The organism is Streptomyces sp. NPDC051218 (genome assembly GCF_044455475.1).
Classification (GTDB): domain Bacteria; phylum Actinomycetota; class Actinomycetes; order Streptomycetales; family Streptomycetaceae; genus Streptomyces.
This window is the reverse complement of record NZ_JBITEU010000004.1, coordinates 387,401-408,659: the sequence shown is the minus strand read 5'-3', so window position 1 is coordinate 408,659 and position 21,259 is coordinate 387,401. Positions and strand designations below refer to the sequence as shown.

Genomic DNA, 21,259 nt, shown 5'->3' with positions numbered 1-21,259 from the left:
CGCGGGAAAGGCCCGCGCGGAGCGCGGAAGGCGGGATCCGGCCCGCGGATGGGCATGCGGCCCCCGCCCGGTGCGAGGAGGCGGCCGCCGAGACCCGGTTGGGACCCCGCCGCCCCCGGCGGCGGGAAAGGCCCGCGCGGAGCGCGGAAGGCGGGATCCGGCCCGCGGATGGGCATGCGGCCCCCGCCCGGTGCGAGGAGGCGGCCGCCGAGACCCCGTTGGGACCCCGCCGCCCCCGGCGGCGGGAAAGGCCCGCGCGGAGCGCGGAAGGCGGGATCCGGCCCGCGGACGCCCGGTGCGAGGAGGCGGCCGCCGAGCCCCGGATGGGACCCCCCCGCCCCCGGCAGGGCAGGCGCGGTCAAGCCAAGGCGGCCAGCCACCCGCGTCGGGGAAACCGCAGGACGCGGTACCGTTCGCCCCGCGAACCGAGCGAGGGAGACGACACCGTGAGCAAGACCGTGCGGCCGGCGGCCGAGGGTACTGACCCGTTCGGCACGGCACGGCTCCGGCGGGGCGTCCTCGACGCCTGGGCGGCGAGCCCGGCCCGGTTCCGGGAGGACGCCAACGCGGAGGAGGACCTCGCCCTCGGCGGGTACAGGGACCGCCTGATCGTCGAGCTCGCGCAGAACGCCGCCGACGCCGCCGCCCGCGCCGGCGCCCCGGGACGTCTCGCCCTCACCCTCCGGGACGGCGTACTCGCCGCCGCCAACAACGGCACCCCCCTCGACGCCACCGGCGTCGAGTCCCTCTCCACCCTCCGCGCCTCCGCCAAGCGGGAGGAGCGGGAGGAGCGGGACGGGGAGAACGACCACGGCGCCGTGGGGCGGTTCGGCGTCGGCTTCGCCGCCGTCCTCGCCGTATCGGACGAGCCCGCCCTCGTGGGGCGTACGGGCGGAGTCCGCTGGTCCCTGAGCGAGGCACGCGAACTCGCCGCCGACACCGCCCGCTTCAGCCCCGGCCTGGGAGACGAGGTCCGGCGCCGTGACGGACACGTGCCGCTCCTGCGGCTGCCCTTCGCCGCCGAAGGCTCCGCCCCGGAGGGGTACGACACCGTCGTCATCCTGCCGCTGCGGGACGCCGCCGCGGAGGACCTCGTCGTACGGCTCCTCGACGAGATCGACGATGCTCTGCTGCTCGCCCTGCCGGGTCTCGAAGAAGTCGTCGTCCAGGTCGGCGACCACGCCACCCGCACCCTGCGCCGCACCGCCGAACCCGGCTACGTCGACGTCTCCGACACCCGCGACGGCGACACCCGCTGGCGCACCGTCAGCCAGCGGGGCGCGCTCGGCCAGGACCTCCTGGCCGACCGGCCCGTCGAGGAGCGGCTGCGGCCCCACTGGTCCGTCACCTGGGCCGTACCCACCGACCGCGAAGGCGCCCCGCAGGCGCCCCGCAGCGCCCCCGTCCTGCACGCGCCGACCCCGAGCGACGAGCCGCTCGGGGTGCCCGCCCTGCTCATCGCCTCGTTCCCGCTCGACACGACCCGGCGGCACGCGGCGCCAGGTCCCCTCACCGACTTCCTCGTGCAGCGCGCGGCCGACGCGTACGCCGAACTCCTCGCCGACTGGCGGCCCGTCGGGGAAGGCATCATCAGCCTCGTCCCCGGCCCCCTCGGCAAGAGCGAGCTCGACGGCGCCCTGCGCCACGCCATCCTGGACCGGCTGCCCCGTACGGCTTTCCTGCCGCCCGCGGTGGAGGCCGTGCCCCAACAGGACCCCGACGTACCCGAGTGGGAGGTCCCCGTCGCGCTGCGGCCGCGTGACGCGGAGGTCGTGGAGGGCGCGGGCGCCGACACCGTACGCGTGCTCGCCGACGTGCTGCCGAGCCTGCTGCCCGCGGGACTCGAGCGGCGTGCCGAGCTGCGCACCCTCGGGGTCGCCCGGGTCCCGCTGACCGAGGCGATCGACCGACTCGCGGGTCTTGAGCGGGAGCCGGACTGGTGGCACCGGCTGTACGACACCCTCGCCGGGGTCGATCCCGACCGACTCACCGGGCTTCCCGTCCCTCTCGCCGACGGACGGACCACCATCGGGCCCCGCCAGGTCCTCCTGCCGGTCACCGGCGACGACAGCGACCCGGCCACCCTCGTACGCCTCGGTCTGAAGGTCGCGCACCCCGACGCCGTGCATCCCCTCCTGGAGAAGCTCGGCGCCCTGCCGGCCACGCCCCGCGCCGTCCTGACGACCCCGCAGGTCCGCGCCGCCGTCGCCGCCTCACTGGACGACGACACGTGGGACGAGGACGCCCCGGACGCCGACGAGCTCGCGGACACCGTGCTCTCGCTCGCCCGTGACGCGAACCTCGCGCCCGGCGACGAGCCCTGGCTCGGCGCGCTCGCCCTGCCCGACGAGGAGGGCGAACTCGCTCCCGCCGGTGAACTCGTCCTGCCCGGCAGCCCCTTCGCCCGGATCATGCGCGAGGACGAACTCGCCACGGTGGACGCCGAGCTCGCCGAGCGCTGGGGCGAGCAGCCGCTGGCCGCGTGCGGTGTGCTCGCCTCCTTCGCCCTGGTCCGCGCCACGGACGTCGTGCTCGACCCCGACGAACTGGAGCCGCGCGACGGTGACTTCGCGGAGCCGGACGACGCGGGGCTGCTCGACGCGGTCGACGTGTGGTGCGAGGACACCCTCGACCGGCTGCCGGACACTCCCGTCCCGCCGGTCGCCACCGAGATCATCGCCGTACGGGACCTGGACCTGGTCGACGACGACTGCTGGCCGCAGGCCCTCGCGATGCTCTCGCGCCCGCCGCTGCGGGACGCCCTGACGCAGCCGCTGCGGATTCTGCTGCCGGACGGCACGACGGAGAGCGTGCGGTCGTACACGGCGTGGTGGCTGCGCGGGAATCCCGTGCTCGGCGGCCGGCGCCCCGCCGGTCTGCGGGCCTCGGGCGGCGATCCGCTGCTCGAAGGGCTCTACGACGCGGCCGATGCCGCCGGTTTCGACGACGAGCAGGTGCTGCGCGCGCTCGGCGTCCGCACGTCGGTCGCCGCGCTCCTGGAGGAGCCGGGCGGCGCGGCCGAGCTGCTTGAGCGGCTCGCGGACCCGGAGAGGACCGTTTCGGCGGCGCAGCTGCACGCCCTGTACGGCGCCCTCGCGGATCTGGACCCGGAGCAGGTGACGCTGCCGGACGAGGTGCGGGCCGTCGTGGACGGTGAGGTCGTGGTCGTCGACGTGGCGGACGCGGTGGTCGCCGACGCCCCTGACCTGCTGCCGCTGGCCGGGGGTGTGGCGCTGTTGCCGGTGGAGCCCCGCAGGGCGGGCGATCTGGCCGAGCTGTTCCAGGTGCGCAGGCTGAGCGAGACGGCCGCGGTGGAGCCCGCGGGGGAGGGGGCCGAGCATCCGGTGCCGGAGTCGGTGCGTCTCCTGCTGGGTCCCGCGACGCCTTCGACGTACGTCGAGTACGAGGAGCTCACCGCGGGCGGCGTCGAGCTGGACTGGCGCCGGAGCCCGGACGGTACGGTGCACGCCGCCACGCTGGAGGGCGTGGCCGCGGGGCTCGCCTGGGCGGCGGGGCAGTGGCCGCGGCGCTTCGAGGTGGCGGCGCTGCTGGAGGATCCGTCCCGGACGGATGAACTGGAACGGGACCGCTGGTTCGACTGACTCGTCCGCGGGTGCGTGGGGGCTGGTCGCGCAGTTCCCCGCGCCCCTTGGGGGCCGGCGGTTCGTGTTCGGGTGCGGGGTGCGTCGTGGTTGCTCGCGCAGTTCCCCGCGCTCCTTCGGGGCTCGCGCAGTTCCCCGCGACCCTTCGGGGGCCGGACAGATTCCGGTCACAAAATCTTCACTTCCCGTACAACCAGAGGGGCAGGTCGTGGGTCTGATCTTGCGAGTCAACAGACTCCTAGATCACCGGGACTCGCGTGACAGCCTCCAACGCACCGCGGAGTCCCCTTCCCACCTGGGGAAAACATGCGCATCCGTGCCACCGTGGCCGCACTGTCCGGCACCCTGGCCCTTTCCGCACTCGTCGTTCCGGCCGCCCAGGCCGCCGACGGGCCGTCGTCCGCGCCCCGCCTCGCCGCCAAGGCCTCGCAGGGTGCGAACGTCGGCGACACCAAGATCACGAAGGTCTCCGTCAACGGCGGCAAGGACGTCGTCGTCGGCACCACCAACAAGGTGAAGTTCTCCGTCGCCGTCACCGCCACCGACCCCGAGGGCATAGCGGCCGGCAGCGCCTTCCTCTACCACGGCGGCAGCATCGACACCGCCGACGGCGTCCTGACCCCGGACGACTTCGACGGCAAGTGCAAGGTCGTCAATGCCACCACCTCGACCTGCACCGTGACCGTCGTCGCCGACCCGAAGGTGGACCTCTACAACGACCTGGCCGGCTCGGGCTGGAAGGTCTACGCCGCCGCGGGCGCCAACGACGGTGACTCGGCCGAGGGCGAGTCCTACAAGTCCGACGCCAACGTCCAGCGCTACGCCCGCCTCACCACCAACGCCTCCCCCGAGCCCATCAAGAAGGGCAAGACCCTCACGGTCACCGGCGCCCTGACCCGTGCCAACTGGGACACCTCGAAGTACGCGGGCTACACCAAGCAGTCCGTGAAGCTCCAGTACAAGAAGAAGGGTGCGGCCTCCTACTCCACCCTGAAGACCATCACGTCCGACACCAAGGGCAACCTGAAGACCACCGTGAAGGCCTCCGCCGACGGTTACTTCCGTTACGTCTTCGCCGGCACGTCCACGACCCCGGCAGTGACGTCGACCAGCGACTTCGTCGACGTCAACTAGTACCGCCAGTACCCGCGCAGTACCTACGCCGGAAAGCGGCGGCCCACCCAGCGGAAGATGATCTCGATGATCAGGGAGGCCGCCGCCGCGATGGCGACCGCTGCCCACGGCATCGTCGTGCCCACCAGCTTCAGCTGGAAGAAGTCCTGGAGCCACGGCACGGTCAGCACCAGCAGGAAGCCGAGACCCATCGCGGAGATCAGGCCGAGCCGCCACCACGTGTAGGGGCGGGCGATGATCGCGAGGACCCACATGGCGATCAGGAACAGCGCCAGCGTGGCCGCGCTGGTCTCGGCTTCCCGCGCTCCCGCGCCCGAGTAATGGCTCCGGGCGAGCAAATACGTGCAGAACGTCGCCGCGCCCGCGACGACCCCGCCCGGGATCGCGTACCGCATGACCCTTCGTACGAAGTGCGGCTTGGCCCGCTCCTTGTTGGGGGCGAGGGCCAGGAAGAAGGCCGGGACGCCGATCGTCAGGGTCGACAGGAGCGTCAAGTGGCGCGGCAGGAACAAGTACTCCACCTGGGAGCAGACCACAAGCAGGGCGATGACGACGGAGTAGACCGTCTTCACCAGGAACAGCGTCGCCACCCGCGTGATGTTGCCGATGACCCGGCGGCCCTCCGCGACCACCGAGGGCAGCGTCGCGAAGCTGTTGTTCAGGAGCACGATCTGGGCGACCGCCCGCGTCGCCTCCGAGCCCGAGCCCATCGAGACGCCGATGTCGGCGTCCTTCAGAGCCAGGACGTCGTTCACGCCGTCGCCCGTCATCGCGACCGTGTGGCCACGTGACTGGAGGGCGCCCACCATGTCGCGCTTCTGCTGCGGGGTGACCCGGCCGAAGACGGAGTTGGCGTCCAGGGCCTCGGCCATCTCGCCCTGTTCCGTGGGCAGCTTGCGGGCGTCCACGGTGTTCTCCGCGCCCGGCAGGCTCAGCTTCCCGGCGACCGCGCCCACGGAGACCGCGTTGTCGCCCGAGATGACCTTCGCGCTGACGTCCTGCTCCTCGAAGTACCGCAGGGTGTCGGCGGCGTCCGGGCGCAGCCGCTGCTCCAGGACGACCAGGGCGGTGGCGCGGGCCCCCGCGGCCACCTCCGGGTCGTCCAGTTCACCGGCGGCGCGGGCCAGGAGCAGTACGCGCAGGCCCTGTTGGTTGAGGTCCTCGATCTCGGTGAGGGACGGGTCGCCGTCGGGCAGCAGCACGTCCGGGGCGCCGAGCAGCCACGTCGAGTCGTTGCCGTCGCCCTCGCTGAAGGATGCGCCGCTGTACTTGCGGGCCGAGGAGAAGGGCAGCGACTCCGTGCAGCGCCACTCCTCGCTGTCGGGGTAGGCGTCGATGATCGCCTGGAGCGAGGCGTTCGGCCGCGGGTCGGATTCTCCCAGGGCGCCGAGGACTTTCCGTACGTACGTCTCGTCCGTGCCGTTCAGCGGGCGCAGCTCGGTGACGTCCATGCCGCCCTCGGTGAGGGTGCCGGTCTTGTCGAGGCAGACCGTGTCGACGCGGGCCAGGCCCTCGATGGCGGGGAGCTCCTGGACGAGGCACTGCTGGCGGCCCAGGCGGATCACGCCGATCGCGAAGGCGACCGACGTGAGGAGCACGAGCCCCTCCGGGATCATGGGGACGATCCCGCCCACGGTGTAGGCGATGGACTCCTTGAAGTTGTCGTCCTTGACGACGAGCTGGCTGATGATGAGGCCGATGGAGGTCGGGACCATCAGCCACGTCACGTACTTGAGGATCGTCGAGATGCCGGAGCGCAGCTCGGAGTGGACGAGCGTGAAGCGGCTCGCCTCCTCGGCCAGCTGCGCCGCGTACGCCTCGCGGCCGACCTTCGTCGCGGTGAACGCGCCGCCGCCCGCGACCACGAAGGAGCCCGACATCATCCTGTCGCCGGGCTTCTTGATGACCGGGTCGGCCTCACCGGTCAGGAGCGACTCGTCGACCTCCAGGCTCTCGGTCTCGACCGCCTCGCCGTCCACGACGATCTTGTCGCCTGGGCCCAGCTCCACCAGGTCGCCGAGGACGATCTCGGAGGTGGAGATCTCGGCCGCGGTGCCGTCGCGCCGCACGGTCGGCTTGGCCTCGCCGATGACCGCGAGTCCGTCCAGGGTCTTCTTGGCGCGCAGCTCCTGGATGATGCCGATGCCCGTGTTGGCGACGATCACGAAGCCGAAGAGGGAGTCCTGGATCGGCGCGACGAAGAGCATGATCACCCAGAGCACGCCGATGATCGCGTTGAAGCGGGTGAAGACGTTCGCCCGGACGATCTCGGTGGCGGACCGTGAACTGCGGATCGGTACGTCGTTGACCTCGCCGCGTGCGACCCGCTCGGCGACCTCGGCGGCGGTCAGACCCGTCGCGCGTCCGGTGGGCGGTGCCACCGGGTGGACCGGGTCGAGCTCGGCGCCCGCGTCGATATGCGTCATGGCATCGACGGTACGGGCGGGGAGGGGGCTTCACCCCTTGAGTGGCCCAAAGATCCGACCACGGTAGGACACGGACACTCCCGTGGTTGTACGGACGCGACCGCCGGGCGCGCGTTACTCCGCGGCGGGCGCCGCGTTGCGCTCCGCGTCCCGCTTGATCGCGGCGTCGCGGCCCCGCACGTACCAGATGCCGATCAGGCCGAGGCCCGCGCCGGCCAGGCAGGTCCACACCCACCAGGTCGCGTCGCGGTCGTCGAACCAGCCGTAGAACGGCAGCTGCACCAGGAAGAGGACGAACCAGAGGATCGTGCCGCCCGTGATGGTGGCGACGACGGGGCCCTCCAGGGGCTCCGGCGCGTCGTGCTTGGGGGTCCACTTCTCCATGCGCCCAGCTTACGAGGCGGCGGGCAGCGGCCCCCACGCGGCCGGGCATGCCTGTGCGCACGGCCGGGCGCACCCTTGCGCCACAAGGGTCTACGCGCGGAGATAGCGCATTCCCCTTCATGTATTCATACTGAAACGGCTCATTAATGGCCGATTGCTTTCGTACGAAGATACAAATTCGTTCGGGTTCGGCGCATTCCCCCGCACGTCTCTCCATCACAGGTCATGAGGTTCCCCATGTCCCCCTCGGCCACTGCTCCGGTCGATGCCAAACCGCCGCATCCGAATTCCCCGCACGGGGGCCTCGACAGGTACTTCAAGATCACGGAGCGGGGCTCGACCCTGGCCAGGGAAGTCCGCGGCGGCTTCGCCACCTTCTTCGCGATGGCCTACATCATCGTCCTGAACCCGATCATCCTGGGCAGCGCGAAGGACATGTACGGGCACCAGCTCGACAACGGCCAGCTGGTCACCGCCACCGCCCTGGTCGCCGCGTTCACCACGCTGCTCATGGGCGTCATCGGCAACGTCCCGATCGCGCTCGCCGCCGGTCTCGGCGTGAACACCGTGGTCGCCCTCCAGCTCGCGCCCCGCATGTCGTGGCCCGACGCGATGGGCATGGTCGTCCTCGCGGGCTTCGTGGTGATGCTCCTCGTCGCGACCGGTCTCCGGGAGCGCGTGATGAGCGCCGTGCCGCTGGGTCTGCGCAAGGGCATCGCGATCGGCATCGGCCTCTTCATCATGCTGATCGGCCTCGTCGACTCCGGCTTCGTGTCGCGCATGCCGGACGCCGCGCAGACCACGGTCCCGCTGCAGCTCGGCGGCGACGGACACCTCAACGGCTGGCCCGTGCTCGTCTTCGTGCTCGGCGCGGTGCTCACGCTCTGCCTGCTCGTGCGCAAGGTGCCGGGCGCGATCCTCATCAGCATCGTCGTCATGACGATCGTCGCGATGATCATCAACGCGGTCGCGACCGTGCCCTCCTGGGGCCTGACGACGCCCGAGTGGCCCGGCAACCCCGTCGCGACCCCGGACTTCGGCCTCGTCGGTCAGGTCAGCCTGTTCGGCGGCTTCGGCAAGGTCGGCCTGCTCACCGGCATCCTCTTCGTCTTCACCGTGCTCCTGTCCTGTTTCTTCGACGCCATGGGCACGATCATGGGTGTCGGCGACGAGGCCAAGCTGACCGACGCCAAGGGCAACATGCCGGGCATGAACAAGGTCCTGTTCGTCGACGGCATCGCGGTCGCCGCGGGCGGCGCCTCGTCCTCGTCGGCCACCACCTGCTTCGTGGAGTCCACGGCGGGCGTCGGCGAAGGCGCCCGTACGGGCTTCGCCAACATCGTCACCGGCGGTCTCTTCGCCGTGGCGCTGTTCCTCACGCCCATCGCGACGATGGTCCCGTCCCAGGCGGCCACGCCCGCGCTGCTCGCGGTCGGCTTCCTGATCCTGTCCGGCTCGATCGGCCAGATCGACTGGGCGGACTTCACCATCGCCATTCCGGCGTTCCTGACGATGATGATGATGCCGTTCACGTACTCGATCACGAACGGCATCGGCATCGGCTTCATCAGCTTCACCGCGCTGCGTCTCGCCTCGGGCCGCGCCCGCGAGGTGCCGGTCGCCATGTACATCGTGTCGGCCGTCTTCGCCTTCTACTACCTGATGCCGGCGCTGGGCCTCACGTAGGCGGCGGTGTGGGTGTGGCAGTACATACGGGGCGGCCGTCAGGCCGCCCCGTAGAACTTTTCCGTCTCTTCGACGGCCGAGCGGAACCGCTCGTCGAAGTCACCGCGAATGAGCGTCCCGACCACGTAGTCCTGGACGCTCATTCCCCTTTTCGCGGCATGCTGCTTGAGCCGGTCGAGCAGCTCACCGTCTATTCGCAGGCTGAGCACTGTCGATCCCATGCGTGACAGGGTCCATGCCGCCCAGCGGCCCTTGTCCTACTTTCCGAAGTCACCTCACTCATATGGGTGACGAAAGGGTTCTGTGACGCGTGACGCGGGAATCCGGGTGGTCCTTAGCTAGAGTAATGAGTTATTCTAACGAACATGCCGGACCTCTCCCATGGTGACGACGCCGCCGCCGTGAACTCCCTGCGCTCCGCCGTGATGCGCCTGTCCCGTCGACTCAAGCACCAGCGGGTCGACGAGTCGCTGAGCCCCACCGAGATGTCGGTGCTCGGCACCCTCGCCCGCTGCGGCCACGCCACCCCCGGTGAGCTGGCCCGCAAGGAACACGTGCAGCCGCCGTCGATGACCCGCATCGTCGCGCTGCTCGAAGCCAAGGGGCTCGTCCGGCTCGAACCGCACCCCGAGGACCGCCGCCAGAAGGTGGTGACCCAGACGGAGACGGCCGAGGCCATGCTCGAGGAGAGCCGCCGCAAGCGGAACGCCTGGCTGGCCGGCCTGGCCGAGCACCTCGACGAGGACGAGTGGGAGCGACTGCGCGCCGCGGCGCCCGTCCTGGAGAAGCTCGCGCATCTGTAGACATCTGTAGACATCTGTAGACAACGCACGCGGGCGGCCCCCGCCCGCCGCGTGTCCGTACGACGCCAAGGAGGCGAACGCACTTTGAGTACGGGATCCGGAGCAGACTCCGCCCCCGCACCAACCACCCTCGACAAGACCCCCGCCAAGTCGTCGATGTTCAGCTCGCTGAAGATCCGCAACTACCGGCTCTTCGCCTCCGGCGCCGTTGTCTCCAACACCGGCACGTGGATGGCGCGCATCACCCAGGACTGGCTGGTCCTGAGCCTCACCGGCTCCTCGGCCGCGGTCGGCATCACCACCGCGATGCAGTTCCTGCCGATGCTTCTGTTCGGCCTGTACGGCGGCGTCATCGCCGACCGGTTCGCCAAGCGGAAGCTGCTCTTCTGCACCCAGGGCGCGATGAGCATCAGCGGCCTCTTCCTGGCGGCGCTCACCCTGAGCGGCCACGTCCAGGTCTGGCACGTGTACCTCGCGGCGTTCTTCACGGGTCTCGTCACGGTCGTCGACAACCCGACCCGGCAGTCCTTCGTGTCCGAGATGGTCGGCCCCGACCAGGTGCGCAACGCGGTCAGCCTGAACTCCGCCAACTTCCAGTCCGCACGCCTCATCGGCCCCGCCGTGGCCAGTGGCCTCACCGCCGCCGTCGGACCCGGCTGGGCGTTCCTCGCCAACGGCCTGTCCTTCCTCGCACCGCTCACCGGCCTGATGCTGATGCGCACCCGCGAGCTGCACCCCACCCCGCGCAAGCCGCGCGGCAAGGGACAGCTGAGGGAAGGCCTGAACTACGTCTCCAAGCATCCCGAGCTGATCTGGCCGATCGTCCTCGTCGGCTTCATCGGCACCTTCGGGTTCAACTTCCCGATCTGGCTGAGCGCCTTCGCGGACGACATCTTCCACGGTGGCGTGGGGATGTACGGGCTCTTCAACACCCTGATGGCGATCGGCTCGCTGGCCGGGGCGCTGCTCGCCGCGCGGCGGGGGACCTCACGCCTGCGGCTGCTCGCAGGGGCGGCGATCGCCTTCGGAGTGCTGCAGATCGTGGCGGCCTTCGCGCCTGACCTCTGGATGTTCGTCGCGCTGATCGTGCCGATCGGCATCCTCGGTCTGACGGTGAACGTCACCGCCAACTCCTCGGTCCAGATGGCCACCGACCCCGAGATGCGGGGCCGGGTGATGTCCCTCTTCATGATGGTCTTCACCGGCGGTACGCCGCTCGGCGGCCCCCTCTTCGGCTGGCTCGCCGACGCGTACGGGGTGCGCGTCAGCATGGCCGCCGGCGGCCTCATCTGCGCCGTGGCCGCGGTCGGCGTCGGCCTGATGCTGGCCCGCGCCGCGAACCTGCGGCTCAAGGTGGATCTGCGGCGCGGGCGGCAGCACGTGCAGTTCGTGCCGCGGGAACAGCTGGCTACGGCGGCGTAGGCCGTTTCCCGTGCGGCTACCGCACCCGCCGGGCCAGGATCTGGCCCGGCCAGGTGCCGTCCTGCTCGACGAAGGCGTCGGTCGGTGTGAAGCCGTTGCGCTCGTAGAACGCCACGAGCTTGCCGTCACCGCCCGCGTAACAGTCGACCCGGAGCAGGGAGACCCCCTGCTTCCGGGTCTCATCGGCCGCGTGCGCCAGGAGGGCGGCGCCCGCGCCCGTGCCGTGCCGGGAGGCCAGCAGGTGGATGTAGCGCTCCGGCTCGTCCACCGGCGGGATGTACGACCCCGGCCCGTCGGTGAGCGTGAGCGTGCCGACCGGCTGCCCGCCGATCTCCGCGATCCAGGCGGAGCCGGTGGTCAGATACTTCTCGACCAGAGCGATGGTCTTGGGGTTCGTCGACCAGGGTTTGTCGCCCCACTGCCCGGTGCGACCCTGCGACACGAGCCAGGCGACGGCTTCGTCGAAGAGGGCGAGCACGGTGGGGATGTCGTCGGGGCCTGCGGGGCGGATGGTTATGTGGCTGTCCATGCGGTCATCTTTTCCCCAGGCCGCTGGGTTTCAGCCCGTCCGGCGTTTGAGGACGAACTCGGCGGAGCCGGTGATTGCGGCACGCAAGGCCCCCGCGCCGGAGCGGGTTTTCGGGAAGGGGCGGGGTTGGGGAAAGACCCCGCCGGAGGCGAGACTCACCCCATGAGACTCTTCGCGGCGCTGCTGCCGCCCCCCGCAGCAGCGGACGAACTGGCCCCCGCAGTGGAGAAGTTGAAGACGCTGCCGGGCGCCGAAGCCCTCCGCTGGACGCGCCGCGAGAGCTGGCACTTCACGCTCGCCTTCATGTCCGAGGTCGAGGACGGCACCGTCCCGGAGCTGTCCGAGCGGCTGTCCCGGGTGGCGAAGCGCACGGCACCCTTCCCACTCTCCCTCCACGCCGGCGGCCACTTCGGCGACCGAGCCCTGTGGGCAGGGGCCCAGGGTGACGTGGAGACCCTCCGTCTCCTCGCCCAGCGGGCGGACGCCGCGGCCCGCAAGTCCGGCATCCCCATGGAGGAGCACCGCCACTACCGCCCCCACCTGACCCTGGCCCGCGGCCACGGAGAACCGTCCCTGCGCGCGTACGCCGACGCCCTCGCGGACTTCGACGGTACCGAGTGGACCGTGGCCGAGCTGACCCTCGTACGGAGCAATCTGCCCGTGAGCGGGGTGTCGGGGGAGCGGCCCCGTTACGAGGTGGTCGGTCGATGGCCACTGGGCGGAGCCGGTTAACCTCGACTACGTGGACCCGAAAACCAGGAACCGGATCATGGCCGGTGTGCTCGTGCTGATGTTCGTCGTCGTGGCAGTGGCGGCCGCGGTCGGCCAGTGAGACGGAGGCGATGACCGCGGCCGCACACCTCAGCTGATCACCAGGCGAAGGATTCCGGCGAAGGCCCCGGCCCCGGGAAGATCTCGTCCAGGGCGTCGAGCAGCTCGTCCGAGAGTTCGAGATCGACCGCGCGCAGTGCGCTGGTGAGCTGCTCGGGCGTACGTGGCCCGACGATCGGCCCGGTGATGCCGGGCCGGGTGAGCAGCCACGCCAGCGCCACCTCGCCCGGCGCGAGGCCGTGCTTGTCGAGCAGGTCCTCGTACGCCTGGACCCGCGCGCGCACCTCGGGCTTCGCGAGCTCCTGGGCGGCACGCCCACCCGCGCGCCGCTTGCCCTCGCCCTCCTTCTTCAGCACGCCGCCGAGCAGCCCGCTGTGCAGCGGCGACCACGGGATGACGCCGAGGCCGTAGTCCTGGGCGGCCGGGATGACCTCCATCTCGGCGCTGCGCTCGGCGAGGTTGTAGAGGCACTGCTCGCTGACGAGGCCGTAGCTGCCACGCCGCGAGGCGATCTCGTTGGCCTGGGCGATCTTGTATCCGGGGAAGTTCGATGAACCCGCGTAGAGGATCTTGCCCTGGGTGATGAGAGTGTCGATCGCCTGCCAGATCTCCTCGAAGGGAGTGCGGCGGTCGATGTGGTGGAACTGGTAGATGTCGATGTAGTCGGTCTGCAGCCGCTTGAGCGAAGCTTCCACGGAGCGGCGGATGTTGACCGCCGAGAGCAGGTCGTGGTTGGGCCACGCCGGCTTTCCGTCGAGGGCCATGTTCCCGTACATCTTGGTGGCGAGGACGGTCTTGTCGCGCCGCTCGCCGCCCTGCGTGAACCACGTGCCGAGGATCTCCTCGGTGCGGCCCTTGTTCTCGTCCCACCCGTAGACGTTGGCGGTGTCGAAGTAGTTGATGCCCGCGTCGAGCGCGGCGTCCATGATCGTGTGGCTGTCGGGCTCGTTCGTCAGTGGCCCGAAGTTCATGGTCCCGAGCACGAGTCGACTGACCTTGAGTCCTGTGCGTCCCAGCTGCGTGTACTCCATGGTCGCCCAGTCAATGTCTTGGAGTGGGCTCCAGGCAAGAGAGTGAGGACCGGGGAGGTCAGTCGCGGGGGAAGGCGTCGGTTTTTAGGGTGAGTTCGAGGAGGGTGTTGGTGAGGTCGATGTCCTCACCAAAGCCGTACTTCGACTCGGTTGTGTACTCGCCCTCCTTGGGGTCGGTGTGGACGTAGATCCTGCCCTGGTAAGGGTCGGCAATCAGATAGACAGGGACGTTGGCTGCGGCGTAGGCGGCCTTCTTCGGGCCGTAGTCGTTCGTCGCCGTGCTCTTGGAGATCACTTCGGCCACGAACTCGACGTCCTCATGACGCCATTGCCCCTTGTCATTCATGACGGCGTCTTCTGACACCAGTGTCACGTCGCTGGCGAAGCCGTTCAGGTGCCCCGGGTAATCGATGCGTACGTCGGACTTCTGGCGCTCAATCGAGAAGCGGGTGCTGAGCTGGGTCAGGATGCCGAAGGTGATGGCCCAGTGGGTGTTCCGCTGTGGCGACATGAAGATGTGCCCCCCGACGATCTCGGTCTTGATTCCCTCGGGGACGGGCATCCTCTCAAGCCACTCGAACATCATGTCCAAGGTGAGCTTGGCGCCGATCTCAGCCATCTCGATCCTGTCGTCTACGACGGTCATCGTGGCGCTCCTCCCCGGCTGCCGCTCGGTCGAGTGCAGCCGCGCAGTACAACGATACGCACGGAGCCGAGGTCACGTCCGGTCACGAGCCCCCGAGCCACCCCGCCGCGTCCAGGCGGAACGCGTCCGGTGGTACGACCGTGCGCAGGTCGTCCTCCATCGTGCGCAGGCGTCCCGCGCCGAGCTGACCGGCCCATTCCGCCCGCAGTTCGTCGAAGACCGCTGCCGAGCGGCGCAGGGCGTCGGTGCCGTGCGGGGTGAGGCGGACCAGCTTGCGGCGGGCGTCGGCGGGGTCGTCGGTGCGTTCCGCGTAGCCGAGGGCGATGAGGCGGTCGATGGTCTTGCCCGCGGCCTGCTTGGAGACGCCGAGCCGGCGGCCCACCTCGCTCGCGCTCGCGCCCCGCGCGCCGATCGCCTGCATCGCGAAGCCGTGGGCCGGGCGCAGGTCCGGGTGGCCCTGGCGGGCCAGCTCGGTGTGGAGCCGGTCGATCAGGGTGCGGAACCCGGCGAAGAGGAGGAGGGGCAGCTCGAAGCCGGGCCCGTCCTCGTCCGGAGCCTCGCGCTCCTCAGGGGCCTTGCGGGAATCGACAACCTGGTTTACCTTTTTATCGTCAACCACGTTGTCCATCGTAGGGGGTACTTCTTGTTCACCGAGCACACCGTGGAGAGCGCACCGGCAGCGTCCCGCGCCGCGATGGAGCGCACCGCTGCCGCCTTCGGGAAGACGCCGAGCGCGGTGGCCCTGCTCGCCGAGTCACCCGAACTGCTCAACGGATTCCTGGAGTTGAGCGCGTCCTTCGAGCGGTCGACGCTGGAGCCCGTGGCGCGGGAGGTCGTCATCATGACCGTCGCGGTACGCAACGACTGCCACATCTGCGTGAACATGCACACCGCCAAGCTGCGCAAGCTGGGCGCCGGCACGGAGCTGATCGCCGCCCTGCGGCAGGGCGAGGCGCTGAGTGACGAACGCCTTCAGGCAGTGCGGCAGTTCACGTTGGAGGTGCTCGCCACCGCGGGCGGCGTGGGGGACGAAGACCTGAAGGCGTTCCTCGCACACGGCTACACGGAACGCAACGCCCTCGAAGTCGTGATGGGGATCGGCACGTACACGATGTCGACCCTGGCCAACCGCCTGACGCGGGCCACGTGACGCACGGCTGGGTGACAGGCCCGCAAACAGCCGAGGGATACGGCTGCGGGTCCCGTCAGTCACCCCTGTTGGGGAGATGTTGGCGCCCTCCGTGATGATGCCGGTCATGACCAAGAAAAAGATCGTCCGTTCCCTCGGTGTGTTCGCCGCCGCCGCGGGTCTCGTGGCGTTGAGCAATCCGGCGTATGCCGCGGGGGATGTCTACAAGGGCACCGGCTGGCGGATCATCACCAGCCGCGGGATCCAGTCCCTCAGCCCCGATCCGTACGTGATCCGCGTCGTGAAGCTCAACGCGTCCGCCACCAAGCTGACCGCCACGCAGACGAAGAAGGCCGAGGCCGAGCTCCGGGCCCAGCTGAAGGACACCGCCGCGCAGTTGACCTCGCTCACCGGGACCAAGTTCACGCTGGCCAGTGGCTATCACCCCGAGCAGAAGGCGTGCTCGACGACCCCGCGCCACACCATCACGGTGGGGCTGAAGTACCGGCCGTTCACGCCGGGCAACAAGCCGGGCATGTCCCAGGCCTTCCCCTGCTCGGCGAGCGGCAACAAGAGCGCGTGGGGCGGGTGGATATGGGTCGACAGCGAGTACTGGAAGCCCGGGGACTACGCGATCGGCTCGACGCGCATCTCGAACCTGGTGAGCCACGAGGTCGGGCACGCGGTCGGACTCGACCACGCGAACGCCGACGGCTCGGACGCCGACCACACCGTCGATCCCTTCGAATGCGTCACCAACAGCTACAAGGACACCCCGGTCATGTGCTCCCCCAACGGGGGCCACGCGCGGGGCAAAGGCGGCAGCGACACCCGCGCCGTCAAGTACGCCGGCAAGTACACGAAGTGGGACATCGCCGGGCTCGAGGCCCTGAAGGCCAACTTCAGCCGGTAGCCGTCAGTTCGTTCACGGGGAGGGGCGGGCGCGCCGTCGCGTACAGCGCGCCGAGACCCCACGCCTGGTGCATCGCGTCCGCGAAAGCCGCCGCCAGTTTGTGCTCGCCGCTCGGGCCCGGGTGCGTGCCGTCGTACGTGTCGGTGTCGATGTCGTACGACGGCGGTGTCGAGGCCAGGAGCAGCGGGGACGTGCCCGTGTCGAGGTCCGCCACCGCCTTGGCGAGGAGCACGTTGAAGCGGGCCACCTCCGCCGCGAACGGGGCGTCCGTGCGGGCCCGGATGTTCGGTATCACGGGCAGCAGCACGAGGCGGATGTGCGGGTTCGCCGACCGGGCCTCCGCCATGAAACGGCGTACGTTGTCGGCTGTCTGGTCCGCGTTCGTGTAGAAGCCCAGGTCGATCAGGCCGAGCGAGATGAGCAGGACGTCGGGGCTGTCCCTCCGCACCGCGTCGGCGATCTGCGGCGCCATGTGCAGCCAGCCCTCGCCCCAGCCCGCGAAGTGGTGGCGCGGGAAGCCGGGGTCCGCGTCGGCGTAGGCGTACGAGACCGGTTCGCCGGACGCCTTGTCGTGCAGCGCCGTGCGCGGGCCCACCACGGCGAAGGCCGTGTCACCGAGCGTGGCCCGCAGGTGCTGCCACATGCGGTGGCGCCAGGTGTGTTCCCCCGCGCTGCCGATCGTCATCGAGTCGCCGACGAACATGAACCTGAGCATCCGCTCATCATCGCGGATCAACGCCCCGGCCTGCGATGTGAGGCTGAACACCCGGCGGGCGTCCGTCACTCCGCGCGGGGGTGGCAGGCTTGGCCCATGCGTTCACTGCGTTCTTCGATGGGTGCCCTGGGCGCCATGGGTGCCGTCGCCGCCGGGTGCCTGGTCCTGCTGAGTGTCCCCGGCCCAGCCGCCGCCGACGACGGCCACGACGGGTTCACCATCAAGGACCCCCGCATCATCGAGTCCAGCGGGCTGGCCGCCTCCCGCGCCCACCCGGGCATCTACTGGACGCACAACGACCAGGACAAGAACGGCGCTCTGCTCTACGCGGTGGACGGCCGGACGGGCAGGACCGTCGCCACCATCACCCTGACCGGTGTCGGCACGCCCCGTGACGTGGAGGCCGTCTCGGTCGGCGGCGACGGCAACATCTACGTCGGTGACATCGGTGACAACCTCGGCGGCACCTGGTCCCACGTGTGGATCTACAAGCTGCCCGAGCCGAAGAAGCTGACGGACCGGACGGTGCGCGCCACCCAGTACACGGTGACGTACGAGGACGGGGCGCGCGACGCCGAGGCGCTGATGGTGCACCCCAGGACCGGGCGGATCTACATCGCCGACAAGAAGGAGGAGGGCGGCGGCCTGTACGAGGGGCCCGAGCAGATGTCCGCCTCCGGTACCAACATCTTCAAGCGGCTCGGCGACACCGGGCTCTGGACCACGGACGGCGCCTTCTCGCCCGACGGCAAGCAGCTAGCACTGCGGGGCTACCTCGGCGGCGTCTCGTACACCTGGAAGGGCGAGGGCGAGAAGCCCGAGCGCGAGGGGCGGCTGAGCGTGCCGTTGCAGCGACAGGGCGAGTCCGTGACGTACACCCCCGACGGGACGACCCTCATGTACGGAACCGAGGGCGCACAGGGCGACGTCGAGCCCGTCGAGGTGGAGGGCGCGGGCGGCGGCCACAACTCCTCGTCCGGAGCGGGCAGTTCGGGTGAGGCGGGGGGAGAGGGGGGCTCCGGTGTCACCGGCGACCTCAAGGTGGGCGCGCTGACCCTAGCCGTCGTGCTCGCCGCCTTCTTCGGTCTCAAGCGGGTGTTCCGGCGCAGGTGACCGGCCGGGGGCTCAGGCCTCCCCGGCGGCGCCCGTCTCCGCGTCGCGCCGGGCCACCAGGACGTCGAGACCGTCGAGCAGGCGCTGCAGGCCGAACTCGAAATGGTCGAACTGCGAGCCGAACGCGTCGTCGGAGAGTTCCGCGAGGTGGGGGTAGCGGCCGCTGCTCATGATGCGGCCGAGGGTCGGGCCCTGCGCCTCCCAGAACGCCTCGTCCGTCAGGCCGCTCTTCTTCACCGCCTCGACCTCGTGCACCTGCGTGCGGGCGACCCCGGTGACGTACCCCTCGATCATGACGATCACGCCGATCAGTTCGGGGTCGCTCAGGCCCATCGACTTGATGCCGGCCAGGGTCAGCTCAAGGCCGCCGACCGAGCCGGGGCCGAGCACCGGGCGTGCCTGGTTCACCTGGAGCAGCCAGGGGTGTGCGCGGTAGAGGACGAGCGTCTCGCGGGCGTACGTCTCCGCGGCCTCGCGCCAGCCGCCGCTCGGGGGCCGGGCGTCGGCGGGCGGCATGTACACCCGGTCCAGCATCAGGTCGATCAGCTCGCCCTTGCCCGGCACATAGCGGTACAGGGACATCGTGCCGGTGCCGAGCTCCGTGGACAGGCGGCGCATCGAGACCGCCGAGAGCCCCTCGGCGTCCGCGAGGCGCACCGCCTCGGTGACGATCCGCTCCAGGGTGAGGCCGGGCTTGGGGCCGCGCGTGGGCCGTTCGCCCTCGCCCCAGAGCAGCTCCAGGCTGCGGGCGATGTCGCTGCCGGTGCGCTGGGTCTCACTGCCGTTCGTGCTCGTCATGACGGTCAGCCTAATCGCCTCACCAGAAATTGGGTACGGTGTACCCGCAAAACTGGGTACGGTGTACTCTCTATTGAGTACGGCGTACCCATTTGGGGTCCCGGCGACCGGGACGTGAAGGGCTGGAGGGGCAGTGGGCGAGACGGACGAATACGCGGTGCGGGCCGATGGGCTCGACAAGCGCTACGGCGAGAAGAAGGCTCTGGACGCGTTCGACCTGCACGTGGAGCGCGGCACGGTGCACGGACTGCTCGGCCCGAACGGCGCGGGCAAGACCACCGCCGTGCGCATCCTCGCGACGCTGGTGCGGCTCGACGGCGGACGCGCCGAGGTCGCGGGCGCGGACGTGATGCGCAGGCCGCACGTCGTGCGCAGCCGCATCGGCCTCACCGGCCAGTACGCGGCGGTCGACGGGGTCCTCACCGGCCGCCAGAACCTGGAGATGTTCGGCCGCCTCTTCCACCTCGGTGGCAAGCGGGCCGCGCGGCGCGCCCAGGAACTCCTGGAGCAGTTCGACCTGGTGGACGCGGCCGGCAAGGGAGCGGGCCAGTACAGCGGCGGCATGCGGCGCAGGCTGGACCTCGCCGCGTCGATGATCCTCGCGCCCGCCGTCCTCTTCCTGGACGAGCCGACCACCGGACTCGACCCGCGTGGCCGCCTCGAAGTCTGGGACTCCGTACGGAAGCTGGTCGAGGACGGCACGACCGTCCTGCTCACCACGCAGTATCTGGAGGAGGCCGACAAGCTGGCCTCCCGGATCACCGTCATCGACCAGGGCCGCGCGATCGCCGACGACACCCCGGACGGCCTGAAGAACACGGTGGGCGGCAGCTATCTGGAGGTCGTGGTGCGCGAGGCCGCCGACCTGCCGGCGGCCCTGAAGGCCGTCGCCCGGGTCGCGGAAGGCGTGCCCGAGGCCGTCGACCTGGAGCGGCGCGTCCAGGCGGCCGTGACCGACCGGGTCGCCGCCCTGACGGACGTGGCGCGGACCCTCCAGGACCAGGGAGTCGCGGTCGAGGACATCGGACTGCGCAGGCCGAGCCTCGACGACGTGTTCCTGCGGCTGACGGGACACCGCACGGAGGACGAGGAAGGGGCGACCGCTCCCGCGGAAGCCGCCGCCGGAATCAACGACAAGACGGGAGTCGCGGCATGAGCACCGTACTGACGGCTGAAGGCGCGGACGCGCCGCCCGTGCGAGGCCGCCTCCACTGGGCCCTGGCCGACACCTGGAACGTCACCCGCCGCTACCTCACCCAGTTCCAGCGCCAGCCCGTCAACATCGCCTGGCAACTCGGCTTCCCGATCATCTCCGTGCTCCTGTACGGATTCGTCTTCGGCGAGGCGATGAAGGTGCCCGGCGGGGGCGACGACGGCGACTACAAGCAGTTCCTGATGCCCGGCATGTTCGTGATGACCATGGCCTTCGGCTTCATGAACACCGCGATGGCGGTGGTCACGGACTCCACCAAGGGCGTCATCGACCGCTTCCGTTCGATGCCGATGGCACCTTCGGCGGTGGCGGCGGGGCGCGGCCTCGCCGACCTGATCGTGGCCTGCGCCGAGCTGACGATCCTCGCGCTCACCGCGCTGGCGATCGGCTGGCGGTCGAGTGCGGGACTGCCGGAGACCCTGGCCGCCTTCGGCCTGCTGCTGTTCCTGCGGTTCAGCCTGATCTGGGTGGGCGTGTTCCTGGGCCTGGTGGTGCCGACCCCGGAGGCGGCGGGCGGGCTCTACGCGGTCGCCTTCCCGCTCACCATGATCTCCAGCGTGTTCGTCGCGCCGTCCCTGATGCCGGACTGGCTGGCGCCGATCGCGTCCTGGAACCCGGTCTCCTCCACGGGCACGGCCGCGCGCGAGCTGTTCGGCAACCCCGGGGCGGGCGGGGCGAGTTGGGTCGAGCAGAACGCGGTCCTGATGGCCGTGGTCTGGCCGATCGCGATCTCACTCCTGTTCCTGCCGCTGGCGGTACGGAAGTTCAAGCAGCTGAGCAGGTAGCCCCGTAAGGGGCGCGGGGAACTGCGCGACCAGCCACGACGCACCCGCAGGTGTGGACTGAGCGTTGTCTACGCAGAGATGGGGGCGCTCGGCAGATGA

The 21,259-nt window shown here is 70.4% G+C and carries 20 protein-coding genes; 11 read left to right on the top strand and 9 right to left on the bottom strand.

Going from position 1 to position 21,259, the window contains the following annotated elements; all coding sequences use genetic code 11:
* The first annotated feature begins 446 nt into the window (after positions 1-446).
* Complete coding sequence (locus ACIBCK_RS15340; protein ID WP_399390349.1) at positions 447-3,602, top strand: sacsin N-terminal ATP-binding-like domain-containing protein; 3,156 nt, start codon at positions 447-449, stop codon at positions 3,600-3,602.
* Positions 3,603-3,908: 306 nt separating this feature from the next.
* Positions 3,909-4,736 (top strand): calcium-binding protein, encoded by an 828-nt coding sequence (locus ACIBCK_RS15335; RefSeq protein ID WP_399390347.1) that lies wholly within the window; start codon positions 3,909-3,911, stop codon positions 4,734-4,736.
* A gap of 23 nt (positions 4,737-4,759) precedes the next feature.
* On the opposite strand, the gene ACIBCK_RS15330 is transcribed toward ACIBCK_RS15335, so the two are convergent.
* Both ACIBCK_RS15330 and ACIBCK_RS15325 read right to left on the bottom strand, forming a co-directional pair.
* A complete protein-coding gene (locus ACIBCK_RS15330; protein ID WP_399390345.1) occupies positions 4,760-7,162 on the bottom strand; it encodes an HAD-IC family P-type ATPase in 2,403 nt (800 codons plus the stop codon).
* 114 nt (positions 7,163-7,276) lie between these two features.
* Positions 7,277-7,546 (bottom strand): DUF2530 domain-containing protein, encoded by a 270-nt coding sequence (locus ACIBCK_RS15325; protein WP_399390343.1) that lies wholly within the window; start codon positions 7,544-7,546, stop codon positions 7,277-7,279.
* Positions 7,547-7,783: 237 nt separating this feature from the next.
* On the opposite strand from ACIBCK_RS15325, the gene ACIBCK_RS15320 reads away from it, so the two are divergent.
* On the top strand, positions 7,784-9,232 hold the full coding sequence (locus tag ACIBCK_RS15320; RefSeq protein ID WP_399390341.1) for an NCS2 family permease: 1,449 nt from the start codon (positions 7,784-7,786) through the stop codon (positions 9,230-9,232).
* Between the two features lie 38 nt (positions 9,233-9,270).
* Here ACIBCK_RS15320 and ACIBCK_RS15315 read toward each other — a convergent pair whose 3' ends face one another.
* Positions 9,271-9,453, bottom strand: a complete 183-nt coding sequence (locus ACIBCK_RS15315; RefSeq protein ID WP_367043109.1) for a ribbon-helix-helix protein, CopG family — start codon at positions 9,451-9,453, stop codon at positions 9,271-9,273.
* Positions 9,454-9,597: 144 nt separating this feature from the next.
* Between ACIBCK_RS15315 and ACIBCK_RS15310 the strand changes: the two genes are divergently transcribed.
* Positions 9,598-10,035 (top strand): MarR family transcriptional regulator, encoded by a 438-nt coding sequence (locus ACIBCK_RS15310; protein ID WP_367043108.1) that lies wholly within the window; start codon positions 9,598-9,600, stop codon positions 10,033-10,035.
* A gap of 84 nt (positions 10,036-10,119) precedes the next feature.
* Positions 10,120-11,457: an MFS transporter gene (locus ACIBCK_RS15305; protein ID WP_399390338.1), complete on the top strand. Its 1,338-nt coding sequence runs from the start codon at positions 10,120-10,122 to the stop codon at positions 11,455-11,457.
* A 16-nt stretch (positions 11,458-11,473) separates the two neighbouring features.
* Here the strand turns inward: ACIBCK_RS15305 and ACIBCK_RS15300 are convergent, their stop codons facing one another.
* Entirely contained in the window at positions 11,474-11,986 is a 513-nt protein-coding gene (locus ACIBCK_RS15300; protein WP_399390336.1) for a GNAT family N-acetyltransferase, read from the bottom strand.
* A 162-nt stretch (positions 11,987-12,148) separates the two neighbouring features.
* On the opposite strand from ACIBCK_RS15300, the gene thpR reads away from it, so the two are divergent.
* Complete coding sequence (gene thpR, locus ACIBCK_RS15295; protein WP_399390334.1) at positions 12,149-12,718, top strand: RNA 2',3'-cyclic phosphodiesterase; 570 nt, start codon at positions 12,149-12,151, stop codon at positions 12,716-12,718.
* 137 nt (positions 12,719-12,855) lie between these two features.
* Here the strand turns inward: thpR and ACIBCK_RS15290 are convergent, their stop codons facing one another.
* The 3 genes from ACIBCK_RS15290 to ACIBCK_RS15280 all read right to left on the bottom strand — a co-directional run bounded on the left by ACIBCK_RS15290 (position 12,856) and on the right by ACIBCK_RS15280 (position 15,122).
* Positions 12,856-13,848 (bottom strand): aldo/keto reductase, encoded by a 993-nt coding sequence (locus ACIBCK_RS15290; RefSeq protein ID WP_399390333.1) that lies wholly within the window; start codon positions 13,846-13,848, stop codon positions 12,856-12,858.
* A 58-nt stretch (positions 13,849-13,906) separates the two neighbouring features.
* Positions 13,907-14,494, bottom strand: a complete 588-nt coding sequence (locus ACIBCK_RS15285) for a Uma2 family endonuclease (RefSeq protein ID WP_399390331.1) — start codon at positions 14,492-14,494, stop codon at positions 13,907-13,909.
* Positions 14,495-14,576: 82 nt separating this feature from the next.
* A complete protein-coding gene (locus tag ACIBCK_RS15280) occupies positions 14,577-15,122 on the bottom strand; it encodes a MarR family winged helix-turn-helix transcriptional regulator (RefSeq protein WP_399390329.1) in 546 nt (181 codons plus the stop codon).
* Between the two features lie 15 nt (positions 15,123-15,137).
* Between ACIBCK_RS15280 and ACIBCK_RS15275 the strand changes: the two genes are divergently transcribed.
* The gene (locus ACIBCK_RS15275) at positions 15,138-15,644 is read left to right on the top strand and encodes a carboxymuconolactone decarboxylase family protein (RefSeq protein WP_399390327.1); all 507 of its coding nucleotides are present in this window, start codon (positions 15,138-15,140) and stop codon (positions 15,642-15,644) included.
* A gap of 106 nt (positions 15,645-15,750) precedes the next feature.
* Positions 15,751-16,536 (top strand): hypothetical protein, encoded by a 786-nt coding sequence (locus ACIBCK_RS15270; protein ID WP_399390325.1) that lies wholly within the window; start codon positions 15,751-15,753, stop codon positions 16,534-16,536.
* Here ACIBCK_RS15270 and ACIBCK_RS15265 read toward each other — a convergent pair.
* Positions 16,526-17,251: a GDSL-type esterase/lipase family protein gene (locus ACIBCK_RS15265; RefSeq protein WP_399390323.1), complete on the bottom strand. Its 726-nt coding sequence runs from the start codon at positions 17,249-17,251 to the stop codon at positions 16,526-16,528. The genes ACIBCK_RS15270 and ACIBCK_RS15265 overlap by 11 nt on opposite strands.
* A 96-nt stretch (positions 17,252-17,347) precedes the next feature.
* Here ACIBCK_RS15265 and ACIBCK_RS15260 point away from each other — a divergent pair, with 96 nt between their 5' ends.
* On the top strand, positions 17,348-18,364 hold the full coding sequence (locus ACIBCK_RS15260; protein ID WP_399390321.1) for a WD40 repeat domain-containing protein: 1,017 nt from the start codon (positions 17,348-17,350) through the stop codon (positions 18,362-18,364).
* A gap of 12 nt (positions 18,365-18,376) precedes the next feature.
* Here ACIBCK_RS15260 and ACIBCK_RS15255 read toward each other — a convergent pair whose 3' ends face one another.
* Complete coding sequence (locus tag ACIBCK_RS15255; RefSeq protein WP_399390319.1) at positions 18,377-19,162, bottom strand: TetR/AcrR family transcriptional regulator; 786 nt, start codon at positions 19,160-19,162, stop codon at positions 18,377-18,379.
* A gap of 133 nt (positions 19,163-19,295) precedes the next feature.
* Here ACIBCK_RS15255 and ACIBCK_RS15250 point away from each other — a divergent pair, with 133 nt between their 5' ends.
* Both ACIBCK_RS15250 and ACIBCK_RS15245 read left to right on the top strand, forming a co-directional pair.
* Complete coding sequence (locus ACIBCK_RS15250) at positions 19,296-20,318, top strand: ATP-binding cassette domain-containing protein (RefSeq protein ID WP_399390317.1); 1,023 nt, start codon at positions 19,296-19,298, stop codon at positions 20,316-20,318.
* The gene (locus tag ACIBCK_RS15245; RefSeq protein ID WP_399390315.1) at positions 20,315-21,160 is read left to right on the top strand and encodes an ABC transporter permease; all 846 of its coding nucleotides are present in this window, start codon (positions 20,315-20,317) and stop codon (positions 21,158-21,160) included. Before ACIBCK_RS15250 ends, ACIBCK_RS15245 begins: the two co-directional genes overlap by 4 nt.
* The last annotated feature ends 99 nt before the right edge of the window (positions 21,161-21,259 follow it).